The following is an 18,041-nucleotide window of genomic DNA, read 5'->3' as shown; positions in this document are numbered from 1 at the left end:
GGCCCTCGCCCTCGTGGAGCGCGCCTGCGACGCCATCGCTGCCCGTGACTGGGACGTCGCCCCCGCGCGCCTCCACGGCGACTTGTGGTCCGGCAACCTCATCTTCACCCCGGCTCCGGGCGGGGGAGTGCGCGGCGTCATGATTGACCCCGCCGCGCACGGTGGCCACCCCTACACCGACTTGGGCATGCTCGCGCTGTTCGATGCCCCCTTGCTCGACGAGATCTTTGGCGGCTATGGCGCACCGGAGGATATCTGGGAGCAGCTCCCGCTCCACCAGCTCCATCCGCTCGCAGTGCACGCGCAGACACATGGACCCGCCTACGCCCAGCCACTGACGCGCGCGGCGCAGGCGACGCTCGAGCTTCTGCGCTAGCGCCGCCCGCGGCGGAGCGTCCGACTAATTAGTGACCGGACCGCCCGGCATGCGGCGCTTGTGTGCGCCGCGGCGCCACAGCTCCTCGATGCGCTCCTGCGCAGCGGGGGAGACCTCCTTGCCTTCCAGGAAATCATCGATATCGGTATAGGTCACGCCGAGCGCCTGCTCGTCCGGCAGCTGCGGCTTGTCCTCCTCGAGGTCGGCTGTGGGGATCTTCTCCCACGTGGAGTCCGGCGCGCCGAGGGCCTGGAGGAGCGCTGCACCCTGGCGCTTGTTGAGTCCCTCGAGCGGCAGCAGATCCGCTGCGCCGTCGCCCCACTTGGTGAAGAATCCGGTGACATTTTCTGCGGCGTGATCCGTTCCGAGCACGAGCGCGCCCACCTCGCCGGCGAGCGCGTACTGCGCCGTCATACGTAGACGAGCCTTCACGTTGCCACGGTTGAAGTCGCCAAGGCCGACCTTGCCTAGCTGTTGCGCGACTGCGTCATCAAGCGCCGCCGTTGCGTCCTTGATATTGACCGTGAGGGAGTGATCCGGCTCAATAAATCGCAACGCCACCTGCGCGTCCTCCTCGTCCGCCTGCACGCCGTGGGGCAGGCGCACGGCGTAGAACTCCGCGCCGTCGACGCGGTCGCACGCCAGCTGGGCGAGCTTGCCGGCGAGAGTGGAATCCTGGCCGCCGGAAATGCCAAGGACAAAGCCCTTCGCGCCGGTCGTGCGCAGGTAGTCCACGAGGTAGGTGACGCGGGTCTCAATCTCTCGGTCTGGATCGATAAAGGGCTTAACACCCAGCGCTTTTATGATGGTGGACTGGAGATTTCCGGTGGTAGTAGACATGCAGCCCATCGTAGTGGGCTGGAACAATAGCTGCTCGTGAATGAACGCACTTACATTCGCCTTGTCGCGGGCATAGCCGCGCTCGGCGGAGTACTCTTCGGCTATGACACAGGCGTCATGTCTGGGGCCCTCCTTTTTATTGCGCCGGAGTTTGGCATGTCTGCCCACGGGGAGGGGCTGGTGACCTCCACGCTGCTTATCGGCGCGGCCCTGGGCGCGCTCGTGGCCGGCCGCGTCGCAGACCTCCTCGGCCGTCGCATCACCCTCATCCTCGGCGGCATAGTCTTCGTCCTGGGCTCAGTGTGGTGTGCCCTGTCGGAATCCATAACGGGGCTTGCCTGCGCCCGCGCCTTCCTCGGCGTCGCCGTCGGCACCGTGTCCATCGTGTCGCCCATGTATATCGCGGAGATGGTCCCCGCTCGCGTGCGCGGACGCATGGTCTCGCTCAATACTCTCATGATCGTGGTGGGACAGCTTGCCGCCTATCTCGTGAACTCCGCCCTGGCTAGCGGCGGCAACTGGCGTCTCATGCTGGGGCTTGCTGCCGTTCCTGGCACCCTGCTCGCCGTGGGCATGGCCTTCCTGCCGGAGACTCCCACGTGGCTCACGCAGCACGGCCACAGCCGCACCGCCGCACGCGTGGCGTGCCGAACCAATATGCCTGTTCCTGACATGGATACGGATGACGCCGCCCCGTCTGTCGGCACGCAGCTACGCGAGCTCCTCAGCAGTCGCTGGATGCGCGTCTCGGTAGGTCTGGCCATGCTCATGGGGCTGACTCAACAGATCACCGGGGTTAACGCCATCGTGTACTTCGCCCCGACGATGATGAACCACGTGGGCATCTCGACACAGAACTCTGTCTACACCTCCATGCTCATCGGTGCCGTCTCCGTCGTTGCGTGCTGGGCCGGACTCCACGTCGTCGACCGGATTGGCCGCCGGCGCCTTCTTCTCATTGGCCTCGCGGGTAACGCCGTGTCCCTCTTTATCCTCGCCGTGGTCTATTCCTTTGCGGAGGACTCCACGACCATGGCCGGGGTCTCGCTCATCTTCATGGCGGTCTTCATCGCCTCGCAGCAGGCCGCCGTCTCACCCACGACCTGGCTGCTTATCTCTGAGCTCGTGCCGCTGCGCGTGCGCGGGCTGGGCATGGGTATCGCGGGGCTGACCCTCTGGGCCGCGAACTGGGTCGTGGCACAGTTCTTTCTGCCGCTGGTCGAGTGGCTCACCGGTCCCATAGCCTTCGCTATCCTCGGTGTGCTGGGCATCGTGGCCATGGGTTATACGCGTGCGCTCGTACCGGAAACGATGGGCCGCAGTCTTGAAGAGGTGGGCCGCACCCTGCGGCGTCGCTACTCCGAAGACTAAGCGTTTTGGTGTATGGGTAGGGCGTGGGGTAACATTTCACCTCGTGTCATGACGCGTATGTGTCATGCTATATTATTCACCCGCTGTTTATTTATAGCGCATAACGAAAGGAGCGCCCGATGAAGGTCCGCAAGTCGCTTCGGTCGCTGAAGAACAAGCCGGGCGCTCAGGTTGTGCGCCGTCACGGCAAGGTCTTCGTGATCAACAAGAAGGATCCGCGCTTCAAGGCTCGCCAGGGCTAAGAACTGCACATCTTTCACTGCGCCCCGCGCCACGGTTTTGTGGCCGCGGGGCGCAGTGCGTTTTGTCTTAGCCTTGGGGTGGCTGGGGAAATGGACGAAAGTCGAATCGACGGAGTGTGAGGGTCACGCTAGGGTCGGCTGGGTTGTGGCTCCGGGGCGTAGTCATCCCCGTGGGAGTGCGGGCTGTCGTGCGGGCCGTTCTGGCCGCGAGGGGCCTGGCAGTGTGCGCCTAACGCGAAGGCAGGGGAGAAGGGGCGATGGCACGAGTTCGGCGGCGTTGAGCGACGCCACAGGCTATCGGGGAACGTCCGGCAGGGGGATGGCGGTTGCACAAAAAATGTGACGTTGCTCACGCGCCCTGTGAATTTCCCAGGGACGGGTTGTGGATAAGTCTGGGGAATTCCATGTGTGTAACTTCGTGGGTGTGAAGCGGCTACCAACATGTAGGGCTGGGGGCAGTGCCCAGCTGGGAATTCCATCCCTGTAACTACTATATCTAGTATCGGTTGCGGCATATGGCCACAAAGTATAGTGTCATTCATGTTGAAGCGGTCGAGCTAAGGCGCTCGCTTGTGGCGGTCAGCAGTCCTCCGGGGAAGGAGGGAATGGGCCCGCTGCGACGCAATCGCACACGCCTTCAACGACCGAGAAACTCAGCTTTATCTTAAGGGAATCGCCGCTATGTCTATCACCGTTTACACCAAGCCCGCTTGCGTCCAGTGCAACGCTACGAAGAAGGCTCTCGACCGCGCAGGTCTTGAGTACAACATCATCGATGTTTCCATGGATGACGAGGCTCGTGACTACATCATGGCTCTCGGCTACGTCGCCGCACCGGTCGTCGAGGTCGACGGTGAGCACTGGTCTGGCTTCCGTCCGGACCGCATCAAGTCCCTGGCGAAGGCTGCTGCCTAGTTCTGGCTAGCTCCGGCAGCGTGGTCTCCACGTGAGCCGCGCGGCACCGTTTCATACCGCACAAACAAAGAAGGTCGCACCATGTTGGTCGTGTACTACTCCTCCGCCACGGAAAATACGCGCCGCTTCGTAGACAAACTTGGTCTGCCCAGCGCCCGCATTCCCCTCCGCAAGTCGGAAGAGCCGCTCATCGTTGATGAGCCGTATGTGCTGGTGTGTCCCACCTATGGTGGCGGCGCGAGCATCTCGCACCAGAACTCGCGTCCTGTGCCGCCACAGGTCATTCGTTTCCTTAATGACGAACACAACCGTTCGCTTATCCGCGCGGTGATTGCCGGCGGAAACTCGAACTTCGGTGCAGACTTTGGCAAGGCGGGCGATGTTATCGCTGCCAAGTGCAAGGTTCCCTATGTCTATCGCTTCGAGCTCCTGGGTACGGACGAGGATGTTCGTCTGTGCCGCGAGGGTCTCCTGGGAGCGGCCCAGGATCTGGGCCTCGAGGCGGCGTAAAACTTCATATTTCCATCCCTCGGCCAGGCGCCGTCTGCGCCTGCCGGGGGTTTATCAGTTCAGTGCTGTGACCACGTGCCCTGCGGCCGTGGCCAAGCAAAACTAAAGTGGGCGTACGCAGTCGTTATACCCCACGAATTTTAGGAAGGGCTCATACGTGTCGAATCTTGTAGGAAAGACCGTTCCGGAACCGGTCACCCAGGAGCAGCAACTCGATTACCACGCGCTCAACGCGCTTCTTAACCTCTATGACGAGAACGGTCGCATCCAGTTCGACAAGGACCGTGAGGCGGCAAACCAGTACTTCCTTCAGCACGTCAACCAGAACACGGTCTACTTCCACGATCTGGAAGAGAAGATCGACTACCTCATCACGAACAACTACTACGACAAGGCCGTCATCGACGCCTATGACTTCGCCTTCATCAAGTCGCTGTTCAAGCGTGCGTACTCGTACAAGTTCCGCTTCCAGTCCTTCCTCGGTGCGTTCAAGTACTACACGTCCTACACGCTGAAGACCTTCGATGGCCGCCGTTACCTCGAGCGCTTCGAGGATCGTGTGTCCATGACGGCGCTCTTCCTCGCTGATGGTGATACGGCTCTCGCTGAGAACCTCGTGGATGAAATCATGACCGGCCGCTTCCAGCCGGCCACCCCGACCTTCCTCAATGCAGGTAAGGCGCAGCGCGGCGAGCTCGTGTCCTGCTTCCTCCTGCGTATTGAGGACAACATGGAATCCATCGGTCGCTCCATCAACTCCGCTCTGCAGCTGTCCAAGCGCGGCGGCGGCGTGGCTCTGCTCCTGTCGAATATCCGCGAGTCCGGCGCGCCCATCAAGCATATCGAGAACCAGTCCTCCGGTGTCATCCCGGTCATGAAGCTGCTCGAGGATTCCTTCTCCTACGCCAACCAGCTCGGTGCTCGCCAGGGCGCCGGCGCGGTGTACCTCAACGCCCACCACCCGGACATCCTGAGCTTCCTCGACACCAAGCGCGAGAACGCGGACGAGAAGATCCGTATTAAGACCCTCTCGCTCGGCGTCGTCATCCCGGATATCACGTTCGAGCTGGCCCGCAAGAACGACGATATGTACCTGTTTAGCCCGTACGACGTGGAGCGCGTCTACGGCAAGGCCTTCGGCGATATCTCCATTACCGAGCACTACGCCGAGATGGTCGAGGATCCGCGCATCCACAAGAAGAAGATCAACGCGCGCCACTTCTTCCAGACCATCGCGGAGATCCAGTTTGAGTCCGGCTACCCGTACATCATGTTCGAGGACACCGTGAACCGTGCGACCCCGGTAAAGACCGGCTGGATCAATATGTCAAACCTCTGCTCCGAGATCATGCAGATCAACGAGCCCTCCGAGTTCAATGACGATCTCTCTTACGAGAAGTTGGGCTCCGATATCTCGTGCAACCTGGGCTCGCTCAATATCGCGATGACCATGGATTCCCCGGACTTCGCCAAGACCGTGGAGACTGCCGTGCGCGGACTGACCTCCGTTTCGGATAGCACGGCAATTAACTCTGTGCCGTCCATCCGCAAGGGCAACGATGACGCGCACGCCATTGGCTTGGGCCAGATGAACCTGCACGGCTACCTGGGCCGCGAGCACATCTACTACGGTTCGGAGGAAGGCTTGGACTTCACCAACGCCTACTTCGCGGCGGTGCTTTACGCCGCGCTGCGCGCCTCCAACGCCATTGCGAAGGAACGCGGCGTGCGCTTCGCCGACTTCGAGAAGTCCGAGTACGCCTCTGGCGCGTACTTCGACAACTTTGATCCGGAGGGGTTCAAGCCGCGCACTCCGCGCGTCCAGGAGCTTTTCGATGCTTCCTCGATCCACACCCCGACCGCGGACGAGTGGGCGCAGCTTAAGGCAGACGTCATGGAGCACGGCCTCTACAACCGCTACCTCCAGGCTGTCCCGCCGACGGGTTCGATTTCCTACATCAACAACTCGACCTCGTCCATCCACCCGATTGCCTCCAAGATCGAGATCCGTAAGGAAGGCAAGATCGGCCGTGTCTATTACCCGGCTCCGCACATGGATAACGACAACCTTGAGTACTTCCAGGATGCTTACGAGGTGGGCTACGAGAAGATCATCGACACCTACGCTGAGGCCACGAAATACGTGGACCAGTCGCTGTCTCTCACGCTCTTCTTCAAGGACACCGTGACCACCCGCGACATCAACAAGGCGCAGATTTACGCATGGCGCAAGGGCATTAAGTCCCTGTACTACATCCGCCTGCGTCAGATGGCACTCGAGGGCACCGAGGTTGAAGGCTGCGTGTCCTGCATGCTCTAAGCAGCACGCGATATGAGGAATGCCCCGTCGCTCCGTTCATACTGAATGGAGCGACGGGGCATTCGCCGGTGAGGGGGCGCTGTGCCGAGGGTAGGAGGCATCGGCAAGCGCGAACCTGCCTGGAGCCTGTGGCTAGATGCTGGTGGAGCTGGTCTCATCCAGAATCTCGCGGGCGAGACGCTCGGCCTGAGCGGCCTCGCCATCGCGGATGGCCTCTGCCAGCTCGATGTGGAGATCCACGGTGCCGGACATGGGGTCACGCTTGCGGGAACCGTAGACGGACTTGCCCTTGAGCATGGCCAGCAGAGACGGCGCCAAGGCCGCGAACATCTCATTGCCGGAGGCGTAGAGGATGGACGCGTGGAAGCGGAGATCGATAGCCAGCTCCTCGCCGACACGGTGGCTGGGGGAGACCTCCAGCTCGTGCAGGCGCAGTGCCAGATCGAGGATCTCTCCACGCTGCTCCTCGCTGGCCGTGCTGGCGGCAAGACGCGCGGCGATGGGCTCGATGGCCAAACGCACCTGGTTGAGGGAGTGCAGCTGCGGGCCGCGGGACTTCTCGCCGGCTAAGCGCCAGTTGATAACTTGCTGGTCGAAAACGTTCCATTCGGTCATGGGGAGGACGGTAAGTCCCACTCGGCGTGAGGACATGACCAAGCCCATTTGCTCGAGGGCGCGCATGGCCTCGCGCGCGACGGTGCGTGAAATGCCGAAACGCACGGAAATGTCCTGAAGTGTGAAGCGTTGATCGGTCTTGATCACGCCGGTGACGATTTCTGCACCGATCTCATCGAGAACGTGCGACAAGAGGGGGACTGCCGCCTCTGCGTGGGTTGAAGTCGTCATTGTGTGCTCCTTTGGGAAAGATAGGGGAATAATATGATTTTTTGGAAACTAGACCTTGGCTTTCCATCATCAAGATAAATCGTAAGTCATATCAAGGCTAGACTTTAAGCGAAATTCCATGTAGCAAATTTGAAATATGACCTGTACACAACGTTATGTACGGTATCGATCAAGGAATAAAAGATCTTAACTGATCCCAGTGACCTGCGGCTGTGCTGGAGGGGGCGCGGACGGGTAGACTTGCACGAGTTACACACATCCTTTCCGACAGAGCAAGGGGAGTCTGCAGTGACGCAGGATTACGAGGCGTACGTCAATAGCCATGAGAAGCCCATCAAGGCGATCAACTGGAACACCGTTCCGGATGAAAAGGACGCGGAAGTCTGGGACCGCCTGACCGGCAACTTCTGGCTGCCAGAAAAGATTCCGGTGTCCAATGACATCCCGTCCTGGAAGACACTCAATGACAAGGAAAAGGAAACCACCATGCGTGTGTTTACCGGCCTGACCTTGCTTGACACCATCCAGGGCACCGTGGGCGCTATCTCGCTGTTGCCGGATTCCCAGACGCTTCACGAGGAGGCGGTCTATACCAATATCGCGTTCATGGAGTCCGTCCACGCGAAGTCGTACTCCAATATCTTTATGACGCTGGCCAGTACGCCGGAGATCAACGACGCATTCCGTTGGTCTGAGGAAAACGAAAACCTGCAGAAGAAGGCGAAGATTGTCCTGTCGTACTACGAGGGCGAGGATCCGCTGAAGAAGAAGGTCGCCTCGACGCTGCTCGAGTCCTTCCTTTTCTACTCCGGTTTCTACCTGCCCATGTACTTCTCCTCGCGCGCGAAGCTGACCAACACGGCGGATATCATCCGCCTCATCATTCGCGACGAGGCCGTGCACGGCTACTACATCGGCTACAAGTATCAGCAGGGCGTGAAGAAGCTCGGCGAGGCCGAGCAGGAAGAGCTCAAGGCCTACACCTTCGACCTTCTCTACGATCTCTACGACAACGAGATCGACTACACCGAGGATCTTTACGACGACCTGGGCTGGACTGAGGACGTCAAGCGCTTCCTGCGTTACAACGCGAACAAGGCGCTCAACAACCTGGGCTATGAGGGCCTCTTCCCGGCGGATGAGACGCGCGTATCGCCGGCCATCCTCTCCTCGCTGTCGCCGAACGCGGACGAGAACCATGACTTCTTCTCGGGCTCTGGTTCGTCCTACGTCATCGGCAAGGCCGAGGACACCACGGATGACGACTGGGACTTCTAATCTCAGGGCTAGCGCGCCGCGGGGGAGCGCGCAGCAGGCCTATATATAAGGAAAGCGTCGGTGTGGTGCCGGCGCTTTCGTCGTGTCTTGGGCCGTAGTCCAATGGGGAGGGGCGCTGAGACCTCAGGGGCGATCAACCGATCGGTTGATACCTACCGGGGGTACAGTTCGTAGCTTTTTACCAGGCACGTCCCAGCGTTTCTGTGGGGTACACCACTTAAAAACCTTGGGCGAATATGGAACTATTTCGACGGACGGCGCACGTCCTGCAGGAATGTGAGTCACATGTGTCACATGTGCAGGTGAGCGGAATGTTCAACATTGGGAAGGGCTGGAAAAACGCCCGCCGGCTCGCCTATTATTAACGCCTGTAAACCAACGGCGCGCGCGACTGCAGTCCCACGCGTCTTACATTCAGGAGGATTTTATGACCGCTGTGGCGCCAAGGCTGGAAAATTATGTCCAGCCCACCCGCCCGGAGCCTCAAGGAAACGGCAAGAACGGTTCCAAGGCTTGGGTGTTTTTGACCACCACCGACCACAAGCAGCTCGGCATCATGTATTTGATCATGGCCTTCAGCTTCTTCTTCCTCGGTGGCCTCATGGCACTGCTCATCCGCGCCGAGCTGTTCAGCCCGGGTCTGCAGTTCCTCTCTAACGAGCAGTTCAACCAGCTGTTCACCATGCACGGCACCGTCATGCTGCTGCTGTTCGCTACCCCGGTTGTCTGGGGCTTCGGTAACTACGTCCTGCCGCTGCAGATTGGCGCACCGGACGTGGCTTTCCCGCGTTTGAACTCTTTCGGCTTCTGGATCACCTTCCTCGGCGGCATCGTCATGCTCCTCGGCTTCGCTACCCCGGGTGGCGCTGCTGACTTCGGCTGGACGATGTACATGCCGCTGGCAGACTCCGTCCACACCCCCGGCATTGGCGCTGACATGTGGATCGTTGGCGTCGGTGCTACCGGTGTCGGTACCATTGCTTCCGCTATCAACATGGTCACCACCATTTTGACCATGCGCGCACCGGGCATGACCATGTTCCGTATGCCGGTCTTCACCTGGGCCATCTTCACGGCGTCTGTTATCGCCCTGATGATCTTCCCGCTGCTGACCGCCGCCGCCCTGGGCGTCCTCTACGACCGCAAGCTTGGCGGTCACATCTACGACTCCGCTAACGGCGGCGCCATCCTTTGGCAGCACCTCTTCTGGTTCTTCGGCCATCCGGAGGTCTACGTCCTGGCCCTTCCGTTCTTCGGCGTTATCTCCGAGATCGTCCCGGTCTTCTCCCGTAAGCCGGTCTTCGGCTACATCGGCCTTGTCTTCGCCGTCCTGGCGATTGGCTCCCTGTCCATGGCTGTGTGGGCACACCACATGTTCGTCACGGGCGCCATCCTGCTGCCGTTCTTCTCCTTCATGACGTTCCTTATCGCGGTCCCGACCGGCGTGAAGTTCTTCAACTGGGTCGGCACCATGTGGAAGGGTCACATCACCTGGGAGACCCCGATGATCTGGGCCATGGGCTTCCTGGCAACGTTCCTCTTCGGTGGTATGACCGGCGTTATGCTGGCTTCCCCGGCACTGGACTTCCACCTCGCTGAGTCTTACTTCCTCATCGCGCACTTCCACTACACGCTGTTCGGTACCGTCGTGTTCTCCGCCTTTGGTGGTTTGTACTTCTGGTTCCCGAAGATGACCGGCCGTATGCTGGACGAGCGCCTGGGCAAGATTCACTTCTGGCTGACCTTCATCGGCTTCCACGGCACCTTCCTGGTTCAGCACTGGGTCGGCAACATGGGTATGCCGCGTCGTTACGCCGACTACCTCGAGTCTGACGGCTTCACGGTCTACAACCAGATCTCCACCGTCTTCTCCTTCGTCCTCGGTGCTTCTGTTATCCCGTGTGTCTGGAACGTCTTCAAGTCCTGGCGCTACGGCGAGATCGTCACCGTCGACGACCCGTGGGGCTACGGCAACTCCCTCGAGTGGGCGACCTCTTGCCCGCCGCCGCGCCACAACTTCGTGTCCCTGCCGCGCATCCGTTCGGAGCGCCCGGCCTTCGAGCTGCACTACCCGCACATGGTTAAGCGCATGCGCGTCGAGGCACACGCTGGCCATAAGCCGGACCCGCGCGAGGGCGCTGCACGCACGAACCCGTCCGGTAAGGGCATCACCGTTTAATTCGGTACTCTCCTGAAGCTCTCGCCGCCGCCTGTTACGGGCGGCGGCTTTTGCCGTTTTTCCTATAGAGGCTCATAATCTTATTCATGACTAATGCTGTGATTACCACCACGGGCCCGGATAAGCCTGGCGTCTCCGCCGCCTTCTTCCGCGTTCTCGGCTCCTACAACGTGGAGCTCGTGGACGTCGAGCAGGCCCTGTTCTCGGGCCGCATTTCATTGTCTGCCTATGTCGACCTGAACCCCAACCGCCTCGAGGATATTGAGCAGGGGCTGCGCAATACCTTGAGCATTTACCAGCAGCAAATTTCTGCGGAGCTTTCCGATGCCCTGCCGCGCTCGCGTTCCACTCACGCCGTGGTCGTCATGGGGCGCCCCCTCACGGCATCCCACCTGTCTTCTGTTGCGCAGGAACTGGCCAACTTCAATGTCAACATCGATCGTATTCGCGGCCTGTCGCAGGAGCCCGTCACCGCTCTCGACCTGTCTGTGACGGTGCCGGGCGAGGAGGAGTCACTGCGCAAAGCGCTGGCGGCACTCTCGGCACAGCTGGGTATCGACATCGCGGTGGAGTCCGCTGGCCTGTCCCGTCGTTCGCGTCGTCTCATCTGCTTTGACTGCGACTCCACGTTGATCACAGGTGAGGTCATCGAAATGCTCGCGGCCCACGCCGGTAAAGAGGCCGAGGTTGCCGCGGTCACGGAGCGCGCCATGCGCGGCGAGCTTGATTTTGAGCATTCCCTGCGTGAGCGCGTCGCGACGCTAGCGGGTCTGCCGGCAAGTGTCATTGACGAGACCGCCGCGTCGCTCACGCTTACCCCGGGCGTGCGCACGACGATTCGCACGCTGAAGAACCTGGGCTACCGCGTGGCGGTGGTCTCGGGCGGCTTCATCCAGGTGCTGGAGGGGCTGGCCAAGGAGCTCGATTTCGACTACGTGCGTGCTAACACCCTGGAGATCGAGGATGGCAAGCTCACGGGTCGCGTCATTGGCAAGGTGGTCGACCGCCAGGCGAAGGAAGACTTTTTGCGCGAGTTCGCTGCGGATGCGGGCATTTCCATGTCGCGCACCATTGCGGTGGGCGATGGCGCAAACGATATCGACATGATTACCGCCGCCGGACTGGGTATCGCGTTTAACGCTAAGCCGGCCTTGCGCGAGGTGGCCGACGCACAGGTCAACCACCCGTACATGGACGAAATCCTGCAGATCCTCGGCATCCCGTCTGATGACGTCGTGCGGGCTGAGGACGCCGAATGAGCCTCGCCGTAGCGCATGCGCGTCTCGCCGCGGCCTGCAACGACCGGTCCTGGCGCGATGACCCGGAGGATCCGGACCGTCCGGAGACTATCCAGGCCATGCAGATTGTGCTCAACCTGCCCAAGCAGGACACGCCCACACGCACGGAGGTCCTCGAGGCCGCTGCACGTGCCGTCGTCGCTGCGTGCCTTGACCCGCGCGCCGGCGACGACACCGCTTATGCCGAGGCCTTCGCGGCGTGGTACGGCCATCGCATTCGCAAGGTGGCCCGCCGCGCCCGCAACAAGGCATGGCGCGACGTGCAGAACCTGCCCGGCGTCACAGTCGATGACCGTGCTCGCGCGTTTGCGCCCTCGGCGGTGGTAGACGTGGACACGCTCATCTCCAAGCTGCAGATCGGCCACACCGAGCTCGAGCACGATGTGCCCGGGCCCGCAACGCCGGGCGAGCCCGTCATCTACATCGACGAGGGGCTTGCGATGACCGCCGGCAAAGCCGCTGCCCAGGTCGGTCACGGTTCTATGCTGCTCGCCGCGGCACAGCCTTATGCCTGGGTCGCGGACTGGGCCGAGCGTGGTTTCCCGCTGTCCGTACGCGAGCTGCCCACGGCCGAGTTCCAGGCTGCCTGCGCACGCCCCGGTGCTGTGGTTGTTCGCGACGCGGGCTACACCGAGGTTGCGCCGGACTCGGCGACGGTGGTCGCGCTTCCTGCGGCCTAGGTTCGCCGCTGACACCTGGTGCTGGAGGCTGCAACGACAGAGTCGGAATCTTAGGACATCGAAGGCCCAGATTGTCGAAAAATCTGGACCTTCGTTGTTCCGAAATCCGGCGCGTAGCCGGTGCGAGCGCGTGCTAGAGCTGCTGCACGAGCCGTTTGAGTGCGCCGCGGACGGTCTCTGGGTTCGTGGTTTGCCAGAAGCGCGGCATCGAGGCCTTGAGGAAGCCGCCGTAGCGCTTGGTCTCCAAGCGTGGGTCGAGGACGGCGACGACGCCACGGTCGCCGACGTGGCGCAGCAGCCGGCCGGCGCCCTGCGCCATGAGGAGTGCTGCGTGCGTCGCCGAGACTTCCATGAAACCGTTGCGGCCCGCGGCCTTGGCGGCATCGGTGCGTGCCTGCATGAGGGGATCATCGGGGCGGGGGGAACGGAATGCGGTCGATGAGGACGAGCGAGCAGGCCGGTCCGGGGACGTCGACGCCCTGCCACAGCGTGAGCGTGCCGAAGAGACAGGAATTCTCGTTCTTCGCGAATGTATCGACGAGCGCGCCGATCGTGTCGTCTCCTTGGACGTAGAGGTCGAAGGGGAGGCGGGCACGGAGGGCATCGGCAGCCTGATTCGCGGCGCGGCGGGATGAGAAGAGGCCGAGGGTGCGCCCGCCCGCGGCCATGATGAGCTCATAGATTTCCGCGAGGGTTTCCGGGGACAATCCGTCGCGGCCGGGCTGCGGCAGGTGTGCTGCGTTGTAGAGGATGCCGGACTTCGCGGGATCGAAGGGCGTGCCGGCGTCGAGCGAATCCCACGTGCCGGTGGGCAGGCCCCATTGCGTGGCCATGACGTCGAAGCGGCCGCCGAGGGCCAGCGTGGCTGAGGTGAGCACGACGGTCTGTTCGCCAAAGAGATTGGAGCGCAACAGGTCCGCGACAGACAGCGGCGCGACCGCGAGGGTGGCGGGGCCGTCCCCATTGCGGCGCGAGAGCCACACGACGTCCTCGTGCTCAGCCGGGTTGCCTTGGGCAAAGACGGCGCGCATGCGGGCGACGGCCTCGGCGAGATCGGAGAGGTGATTGGTGAGGTTCTGGCGCTCCGCGAACTTCTCTGGGTCGTCCTTTTGTTCGCCTTCGGGCGCACGGGCGATCTTCTCACGCATGCGCCGAAGGGTGTCTTCCATACCGGTGAGGTGCTGGGAGACGGGCTCGGGCATGTCCGTCCAGCGGCCCTCAGGGCAATCCGCGGTGACGATGGTGAATTCCTCCGCGAGGTCCGTCAAGCCGGAGTCCGAGGCGAGTGCCTTGACGCGGTTGCCCGCCATGGAGATGACGCGGGCGGTAATCTCCGCGGTCGTGACGGAGGTAATTCGGTCATCGAGTTCGTGCGCCTCGTCGATGACCACGGCATCGTGGTCGGGCAGGATGTTGGCCTCGGAGAGCGCGTCGATGGCGAGCAGCGCGTGGTTAGTGACGATGACGTCTGCGTCCGCGGCCTCGCGGCGGGCGAGCTCTGCAAAGCAGTCCTCGCCGTGCGGGCAGCGCGAGGCCCCTAGGCATTCGCGGGAGGTGACGGAAAACGCCTTCCACACGTCGTCTGGGACGCCTGGCTCGAGGTCGTCACGGTCCCCCGTCTCCGTTTCCTGGGCCCATTCCGTGACGCGTTGGGCGGCGCGCTCGCGCCACGAGCTACCATCGAGCCCCGCGCCGTCATCGAGCATGGCTTCCGGCGACTCCGGCTGCGCCAGCTTATTGAGGCAGAGGTAGTTCGCGCGGCCTTTCATAATGGCGAAGGTGGGCTCGCGGTCCATCTCCTCGGCCAGCGCCTCGGTGAGCCGCGGGAGGTCGCGGTGGACGAGCTGCCGCTGCAGCGCGAGCGTCGCCGTCGAGACGATGACCGAGGTCTCCGCGCCTTGGGCGTGACGCAGGGAGGGCACGAGGTAGGCCAGCGACTTACCCGTACCAGTGCCCGCCTGGACGGCGAGGTGGCGCTGGGTCTCGAAGGCCTTGGTCACGGCCTTGGCCATGCGGACTTGGCCTTCGCGGCGGGCACCACCCAAGGCGGCGACGGCGGACTCTAGAAGCTCTTCGGTCGATTTCTCCACCCGGCCAGTCTAGCCTGCTGCCCCAACGTGCTGAAGGCAGCTAAACATGCGGAAGGGCGACGAGGCGTGGACGCGTCAGGCGATCACCGTGCGGGAAAGAAAGCCGATGGACTACTTGGCTGGCGGGAAGCCCACCATGCGCGTTGACACCGGCACATCGCCCTTGGACAGCGCCAGGCCCTCCCACGGCAGGGTGCCGCGGATTTCAGCGAGGAAGGCTCGGGATTCCTCGAGCGTGGGCAGGCCCTCGACCACATGCCCGTCGCGCATGAGCGGCACGGTGAGTTCGCGCACCGTGAGGTGCGACGGAACTTCCGGCTGCTCCGCGTCGAAGGGGAAGACGACTTCCTCGAGCGCGACGCCAGTGGAGCGGTGCGTGCGAATGGCGCGCTTGGCTCCGCCTACGGAGCGCTTGGAGGAGGAACGCTTGGCCACGGGGTGGCCCTCGACCTCAACAACCTTGTAGACCATGGACGCGGTCGGCTCGCCGGAGCCGGTGACCACGGACGTGCCCACGCCGTAGCCGTCGACTGGGTCGCCGCGCAGACCCGCAATGGAGAACTCATCCAAGTCGGAGGAAACAACAATGCGCGTGTTGTGCGCGCCCAGGTCATCGAGTTGCTTGCGCACGCGGCGCGTCACGGCACCCAAGTCGCCGGAGTCGATGCGCACGCCGCCGAGTTCCGTGCCCGCGACCTTGATGGCCGTCTCCACGCCCTTCGTAATGTCGTAGGTGTCGACGAGCAGGGTGGTGTCCACGCCGTCCGTTTCAATCTGCGAACGGAAAGCGGCCTCCTCGTTCGGCGTGCCGTCATCGTTGACGTGGGCGAGCGTCCACGCATGCGCCGCCGTGCCAGAAGCCGGAATGCCGTAGCGGTACGCTGCCTCAAGGTTCGACGTGGAGGTAAAGCCCGCAAGGTACGCGGCGCGGGTCGCGGTGACCGCGGCGTACTCGTGCGTGCGGCGCGAGCCCATCTCGATGATCGGGCGGCCGTCTGCGGCCACCACCATGCGGGAGGCTGCCGATGCCACCGCAGAGTCCGCGTTCATGATGGACAGGATGACTGTTTCGAGGATGACGCATTCGCCAAACGTGCCGCGCACGGTCAGCAGCGGCGAATTAGGGAAGTAGAGCTCGCCTTCGCGGTAGCCGTCCACCTGGCCGGAGAAACGGTAATTACGCAGGTACTCAATCGTCTGCTCGTCGAGGAAGTCGAGGTCTGCAAGCTGGTCCTCGGTGAAGCGGAAGTCCTCAATGGCTTTGAGCACGCGCGGGATGCCCGCGACCACGCCGTAACGGCGCTCGCCCGGCAAGCGGCGAGCGAAAACTTCGAAAGCGGCCTTACGGTGCGCGGTGCCGTCACGCAGCCCTGCCTGAAGCATGGTGAGCTCGTACTTATCGGTCAACAAGCCCGTCGAGCGGCTGGCAGGGGAGGAAACGGCGGAAGCAGAGTCATTCATGCCGCTCAATCATACGCGGCGCACGATATTTTGTGAGGTCTTTAACAAGCCCCAGTGCAGATCACCACGGCAACGCCGGGGGCTCGCGAACTTACTCCATTGTCACAACGGTGTCGACGTAGCCGCTGTTGTAGTCGTACGCTACGCCGATCGTGGTGAGCGAGGGGTTGAGCAGCATCTCACGTCGTCCATCGGTGGAATCACCCGCCGGGGTCGAGGAGCCGTCCTTCGCGGCACCGACGAAGATGAAGAGAGTGCCAATGAGGGCTGCGACCGTCCACGCAGTTGTGACCAGATTGACCAGACTCTACAGACTCAGATTGCCGTTGCGAAGCTCGGCACAGAGCTGGGGGACGTTGATGGGTTCGTTCACAGAGGGAGGGGAGAGAATGCAGCTCTCGAAATAGGAAATAAACAGTTTCTGAGATTAATTTACGCCCTTGGCAAGGCAATTGCGCTCTTTCTCACGCGCCGGTGGGGCGGACTGTGGTCGAAAGAGGGACAGATTGATTAGGCTAAGTACCATGAATCTCTCCCTTAACCCGACCCTCGGTTCGCCGATGGCCACCCCGGAGCTGGATGAAGACATTCAGATTGATGTCGCCACGAGCGAAAACCTGCCGTGGATGTGCATCGTGTGGGACGATCCGGTCAACCTCATGTCCTATGTCTCCTATGTCTTCCAGACCGTGCTGGGTTATGACAAGAAGCGCGCGAACGAGCTCATGATGCAGGTCCATACCGAAGGCAAGGCCGCAGTGAGCACGGGCGAGCGCGACAAGATTGAGGCCGACGTAAAGAAGCTGCAGATTGCTGGTCTGTGGGCCACCATGCAGCAGGCCGGCTAGAGCAGACAGGACTGAATACATGCAGGCATGGAAGAAGAAAAAGTCGCTCATGCGTCCGGCGCGGTACGTCACGCGCTTTGAACCCATCGAGCGCGAGGTCATAGGCGATCTCACGGCGACGGTCTCCGAGGCGATCATCAAGCGCGCCCAGTCCGCGCCCAAGGACGACTTGGCGGAGATGATGGGCATTGCCTCCGGCCATAAGGAGGCCCCCGAGGATCCGTCGCTCGCGCGTCTCTTCCCGGACTTTGAGAAGGAAGGAGACGAGGAATTCGAAGGCGATAATGCGCTGCTGCGATCACTCCACGAAAACGACATCGCGCGCGCAAAGCTACAGAACCTCCAGGTCATCAACGAGGCACTCGGCCCCACCGGTGGCGTCGAGGTTTCCATCGAAGAATCCGAGGCCCCCGCGTTTGTCGCAGGTCTGAACGACCTGCGCCTCTACGTTGCCGCGGGCGATATGCGCGGCGAGGGAGCCCTTGCGGATCAGGAAGCCATCATCGAGTGGCTCGCCTTTGCGCAGGATTCGCTGCTCCAGGCCATGATGAACTAGGCGGTCGGGCGCATGGTTTCCATCGGCCACGCCACGCTCGGAGACACGGGCGTCACCGTCCTCTACGCCGGCCCGCAGGGCGCCGTCGCGTCCGTCGATGTCCGCGGCGGCGGTCCCGGCACCCGTGAGACCGATCTTCTCGAGCCGCATAATACGGTAGAGCGCGTCCACGCCATTGTTCTCTCCGGTGGGTCCGCCTTTGGCCTCGCCGCGGCGGACGGCGCCATGCGC

16 protein-coding genes and 1 pseudogene are annotated in these 18,041 nt (G+C 62.3%); 13 read left to right on the top strand and 4 right to left on the bottom strand.

Features of this window, described 5'->3' with window-relative positions; genetic code table 11:
- The coding region (locus BN9444_RS13145; protein ID WP_154666923.1) for a fructosamine kinase family protein at positions 1 to 376 on the top strand (376 nt) is incomplete at its 5' end.
- Positions 377 to 400: 24 nt separating this feature from the next.
- Here the strand turns inward: BN9444_RS13145 and nadE are convergent.
- A complete protein-coding gene (gene nadE, locus BN9444_RS13140; RefSeq protein WP_066491933.1) occupies positions 401 to 1,225 on the bottom strand; it encodes an ammonia-dependent NAD(+) synthetase in 825 nt (274 codons plus the stop codon).
- Positions 1,226 to 1,252: 27 nt separating this feature from the next.
- Between nadE and BN9444_RS13135 the strand changes: the two genes are divergently transcribed.
- From BN9444_RS13135 to nrdE, 5 genes are all read left to right on the top strand, one after another.
- Positions 1,253 to 2,587, top strand: coding sequence for a sugar porter family MFS transporter (locus tag BN9444_RS13135; RefSeq protein WP_066511740.1), 1,335 nt, complete (start codon positions 1,253 to 1,255; stop codon positions 2,585 to 2,587).
- Between the two features lie 119 nt (positions 2,588 to 2,706).
- Positions 2,707 to 2,829, top strand: coding sequence for a type B 50S ribosomal protein L36 (ykgO, locus tag BN9444_RS13130; protein WP_012732041.1), 123 nt, complete (start codon positions 2,707 to 2,709; stop codon positions 2,827 to 2,829).
- Between the two features lie 681 nt (positions 2,830 to 3,510).
- On the top strand, positions 3,511 to 3,744 hold the full coding sequence (gene nrdH, locus BN9444_RS13125; RefSeq protein WP_066491460.1) for a glutaredoxin-like protein NrdH: 234 nt from the start codon (positions 3,511 to 3,513) through the stop codon (positions 3,742 to 3,744).
- An 81-nt stretch (positions 3,745 to 3,825) separates the two neighbouring features.
- Positions 3,826 to 4,254 (top strand): class Ib ribonucleoside-diphosphate reductase assembly flavoprotein NrdI, encoded by a 429-nt coding sequence (gene nrdI, locus BN9444_RS13120; protein ID WP_066491463.1) that lies wholly within the window; start codon positions 3,826 to 3,828, stop codon positions 4,252 to 4,254.
- Between the two features lie 157 nt (positions 4,255 to 4,411).
- Positions 4,412 to 6,574: a class 1b ribonucleoside-diphosphate reductase subunit alpha gene (gene nrdE / locus BN9444_RS13115; RefSeq protein ID WP_066491466.1), complete on the top strand. Its 2,163-nt coding sequence runs from the start codon at positions 4,412 to 4,414 to the stop codon at positions 6,572 to 6,574.
- Between the two features lie 132 nt (positions 6,575 to 6,706).
- Here nrdE and BN9444_RS13110 read toward each other — a convergent pair whose 3' ends face one another.
- Positions 6,707 to 7,420 carry a FadR/GntR family transcriptional regulator gene (locus BN9444_RS13110; RefSeq protein ID WP_066491470.1) on the bottom strand — a complete coding sequence of 238 codons (714 nt, stop codon included), beginning with the start codon at positions 7,418 to 7,420 and terminating at the stop codon, positions 6,707 to 6,709.
- Positions 7,421 to 7,708: 288 nt separating this feature from the next.
- Here BN9444_RS13110 and nrdF point away from each other — a divergent pair, with 288 nt between their 5' ends.
- The 4 genes from nrdF to BN9444_RS13090 all read left to right on the top strand — a co-directional run bounded on the left by nrdF (position 7,709) and on the right by BN9444_RS13090 (position 12,855).
- Entirely contained in the window at positions 7,709 to 8,698 is a 990-nt protein-coding gene (nrdF, locus tag BN9444_RS13105) for a class 1b ribonucleoside-diphosphate reductase subunit beta (RefSeq protein ID WP_066491475.1), read from the top strand.
- A gap of 427 nt (positions 8,699 to 9,125) precedes the next feature.
- Positions 9,126 to 10,877 carry an aa3-type cytochrome oxidase subunit I gene (gene ctaD, locus BN9444_RS13100; protein ID WP_066491481.1) on the top strand — a complete coding sequence of 584 codons (1,752 nt, stop codon included), beginning with the start codon at positions 9,126 to 9,128 and terminating at the stop codon, positions 10,875 to 10,877.
- An 86-nt stretch (positions 10,878 to 10,963) separates the two neighbouring features.
- Entirely contained in the window at positions 10,964 to 12,136 is a 1,173-nt protein-coding gene (serB, locus tag BN9444_RS13095) for a phosphoserine phosphatase SerB (protein ID WP_068802127.1), read from the top strand.
- Positions 12,133 to 12,855 carry a peptidyl-tRNA hydrolase gene (locus BN9444_RS13090; RefSeq protein WP_068802126.1) on the top strand — a complete coding sequence of 241 codons (723 nt, stop codon included), beginning with the start codon at positions 12,133 to 12,135 and terminating at the stop codon, positions 12,853 to 12,855. Before serB ends, BN9444_RS13090 begins: the two co-directional genes overlap by 4 nt.
- A gap of 133 nt (positions 12,856 to 12,988) precedes the next feature.
- On the opposite strand, the pseudogene BN9444_RS13085 reads toward BN9444_RS13090, so the two are convergent.
- Together BN9444_RS13085 and BN9444_RS13080 are read right to left on the bottom strand one after the other, a co-directional pair.
- Positions 12,989 to 14,945 (bottom strand): annotated as a pseudogene (locus BN9444_RS13085) (ATP-dependent DNA helicase).
- 111 nt (positions 14,946 to 15,056) lie between these two features.
- The gene (locus BN9444_RS13080; protein ID WP_068802125.1) at positions 15,057 to 16,406 is read right to left on the bottom strand and encodes a nicotinate phosphoribosyltransferase; all 1,350 of its coding nucleotides are present in this window, start codon (positions 16,404 to 16,406) and stop codon (positions 15,057 to 15,059) included.
- Positions 16,407 to 16,930: 524 nt separating this feature from the next.
- On the opposite strand from BN9444_RS13080, the gene clpS reads away from it, so the two are divergent.
- The 3 genes from clpS to BN9444_RS13065 all read left to right on the top strand — a co-directional run.
- Positions 16,931 to 17,254: an ATP-dependent Clp protease adapter ClpS gene (clpS, locus tag BN9444_RS13075; protein WP_066491494.1), complete on the top strand. Its 324-nt coding sequence runs from the start codon at positions 16,931 to 16,933 to the stop codon at positions 17,252 to 17,254.
- A gap of 19 nt (positions 17,255 to 17,273) precedes the next feature.
- Positions 17,274 to 17,810: a DUF2017 domain-containing protein gene (locus BN9444_RS13070; protein WP_066491496.1), complete on the top strand. Its 537-nt coding sequence runs from the start codon at positions 17,274 to 17,276 to the stop codon at positions 17,808 to 17,810.
- 12 nt (positions 17,811 to 17,822) lie between these two features.
- A partial coding sequence (locus BN9444_RS13065; protein WP_199872869.1) for a P1 family peptidase occupies positions 17,823 to 18,041 on the top strand: 219 nt, incomplete at its 3' end.

Source organism: Corynebacterium phoceense (assembly GCF_900092335.1).
Classification (GTDB): Bacteria; Actinomycetota; Actinomycetes; order Mycobacteriales; family Mycobacteriaceae; genus Corynebacterium; species Corynebacterium phoceense.
This window is presented reverse-complemented; position numbering and strand designations above follow the sequence as displayed.

Excerpts from the sequence above, each read along its gene's own strand:
- nadE (WP_066491933.1), bottom strand. The coding sequence starts at position 1,225 with ATGGGCTGCATGTCTACTACCACCGGAAATCTCCAGTCCACCATCATA.
- ykgO (WP_012732041.1), top strand. The coding sequence starts at position 2,707 with ATGAAGGTCCGCAAGTCGCTTCGGTCGCTGAAGAACAAGCCGGGCGCT.
- nrdH (WP_066491460.1), top strand. The coding sequence starts at position 3,511 with ATGTCTATCACCGTTTACACCAAGCCCGCTTGCGTCCAGTGCAACGCT.
- nrdI (WP_066491463.1), top strand. The coding sequence starts at position 3,826 with ATGTTGGTCGTGTACTACTCCTCCGCCACGGAAAATACGCGCCGCTTC.
- BN9444_RS13110 (WP_066491470.1), bottom strand. The coding sequence starts at position 7,420 with ATGACGACTTCAACCCACGCAGAGGCGGCAGTCCCCCTCTTGTCGCAC.
- ctaD (WP_066491481.1), top strand. The coding sequence starts at position 9,126 with ATGACCGCTGTGGCGCCAAGGCTGGAAAATTATGTCCAGCCCACCCGC.
- serB (WP_068802127.1), top strand. The coding sequence starts at position 10,964 with ATGACTAATGCTGTGATTACCACCACGGGCCCGGATAAGCCTGGCGTC.
- BN9444_RS13090 (WP_068802126.1), top strand. The coding sequence starts at position 12,133 with ATGAGCCTCGCCGTAGCGCATGCGCGTCTCGCCGCGGCCTGCAACGAC.
- BN9444_RS13080 (WP_068802125.1), bottom strand. The coding sequence starts at position 16,406 with ATGAATGACTCTGCTTCCGCCGTTTCCTCCCCTGCCAGCCGCTCGACG.
- clpS (WP_066491494.1), top strand. The coding sequence starts at position 16,931 with ATGAATCTCTCCCTTAACCCGACCCTCGGTTCGCCGATGGCCACCCCG.
- BN9444_RS13070 (WP_066491496.1), top strand. The coding sequence starts at position 17,274 with ATGCAGGCATGGAAGAAGAAAAAGTCGCTCATGCGTCCGGCGCGGTAC.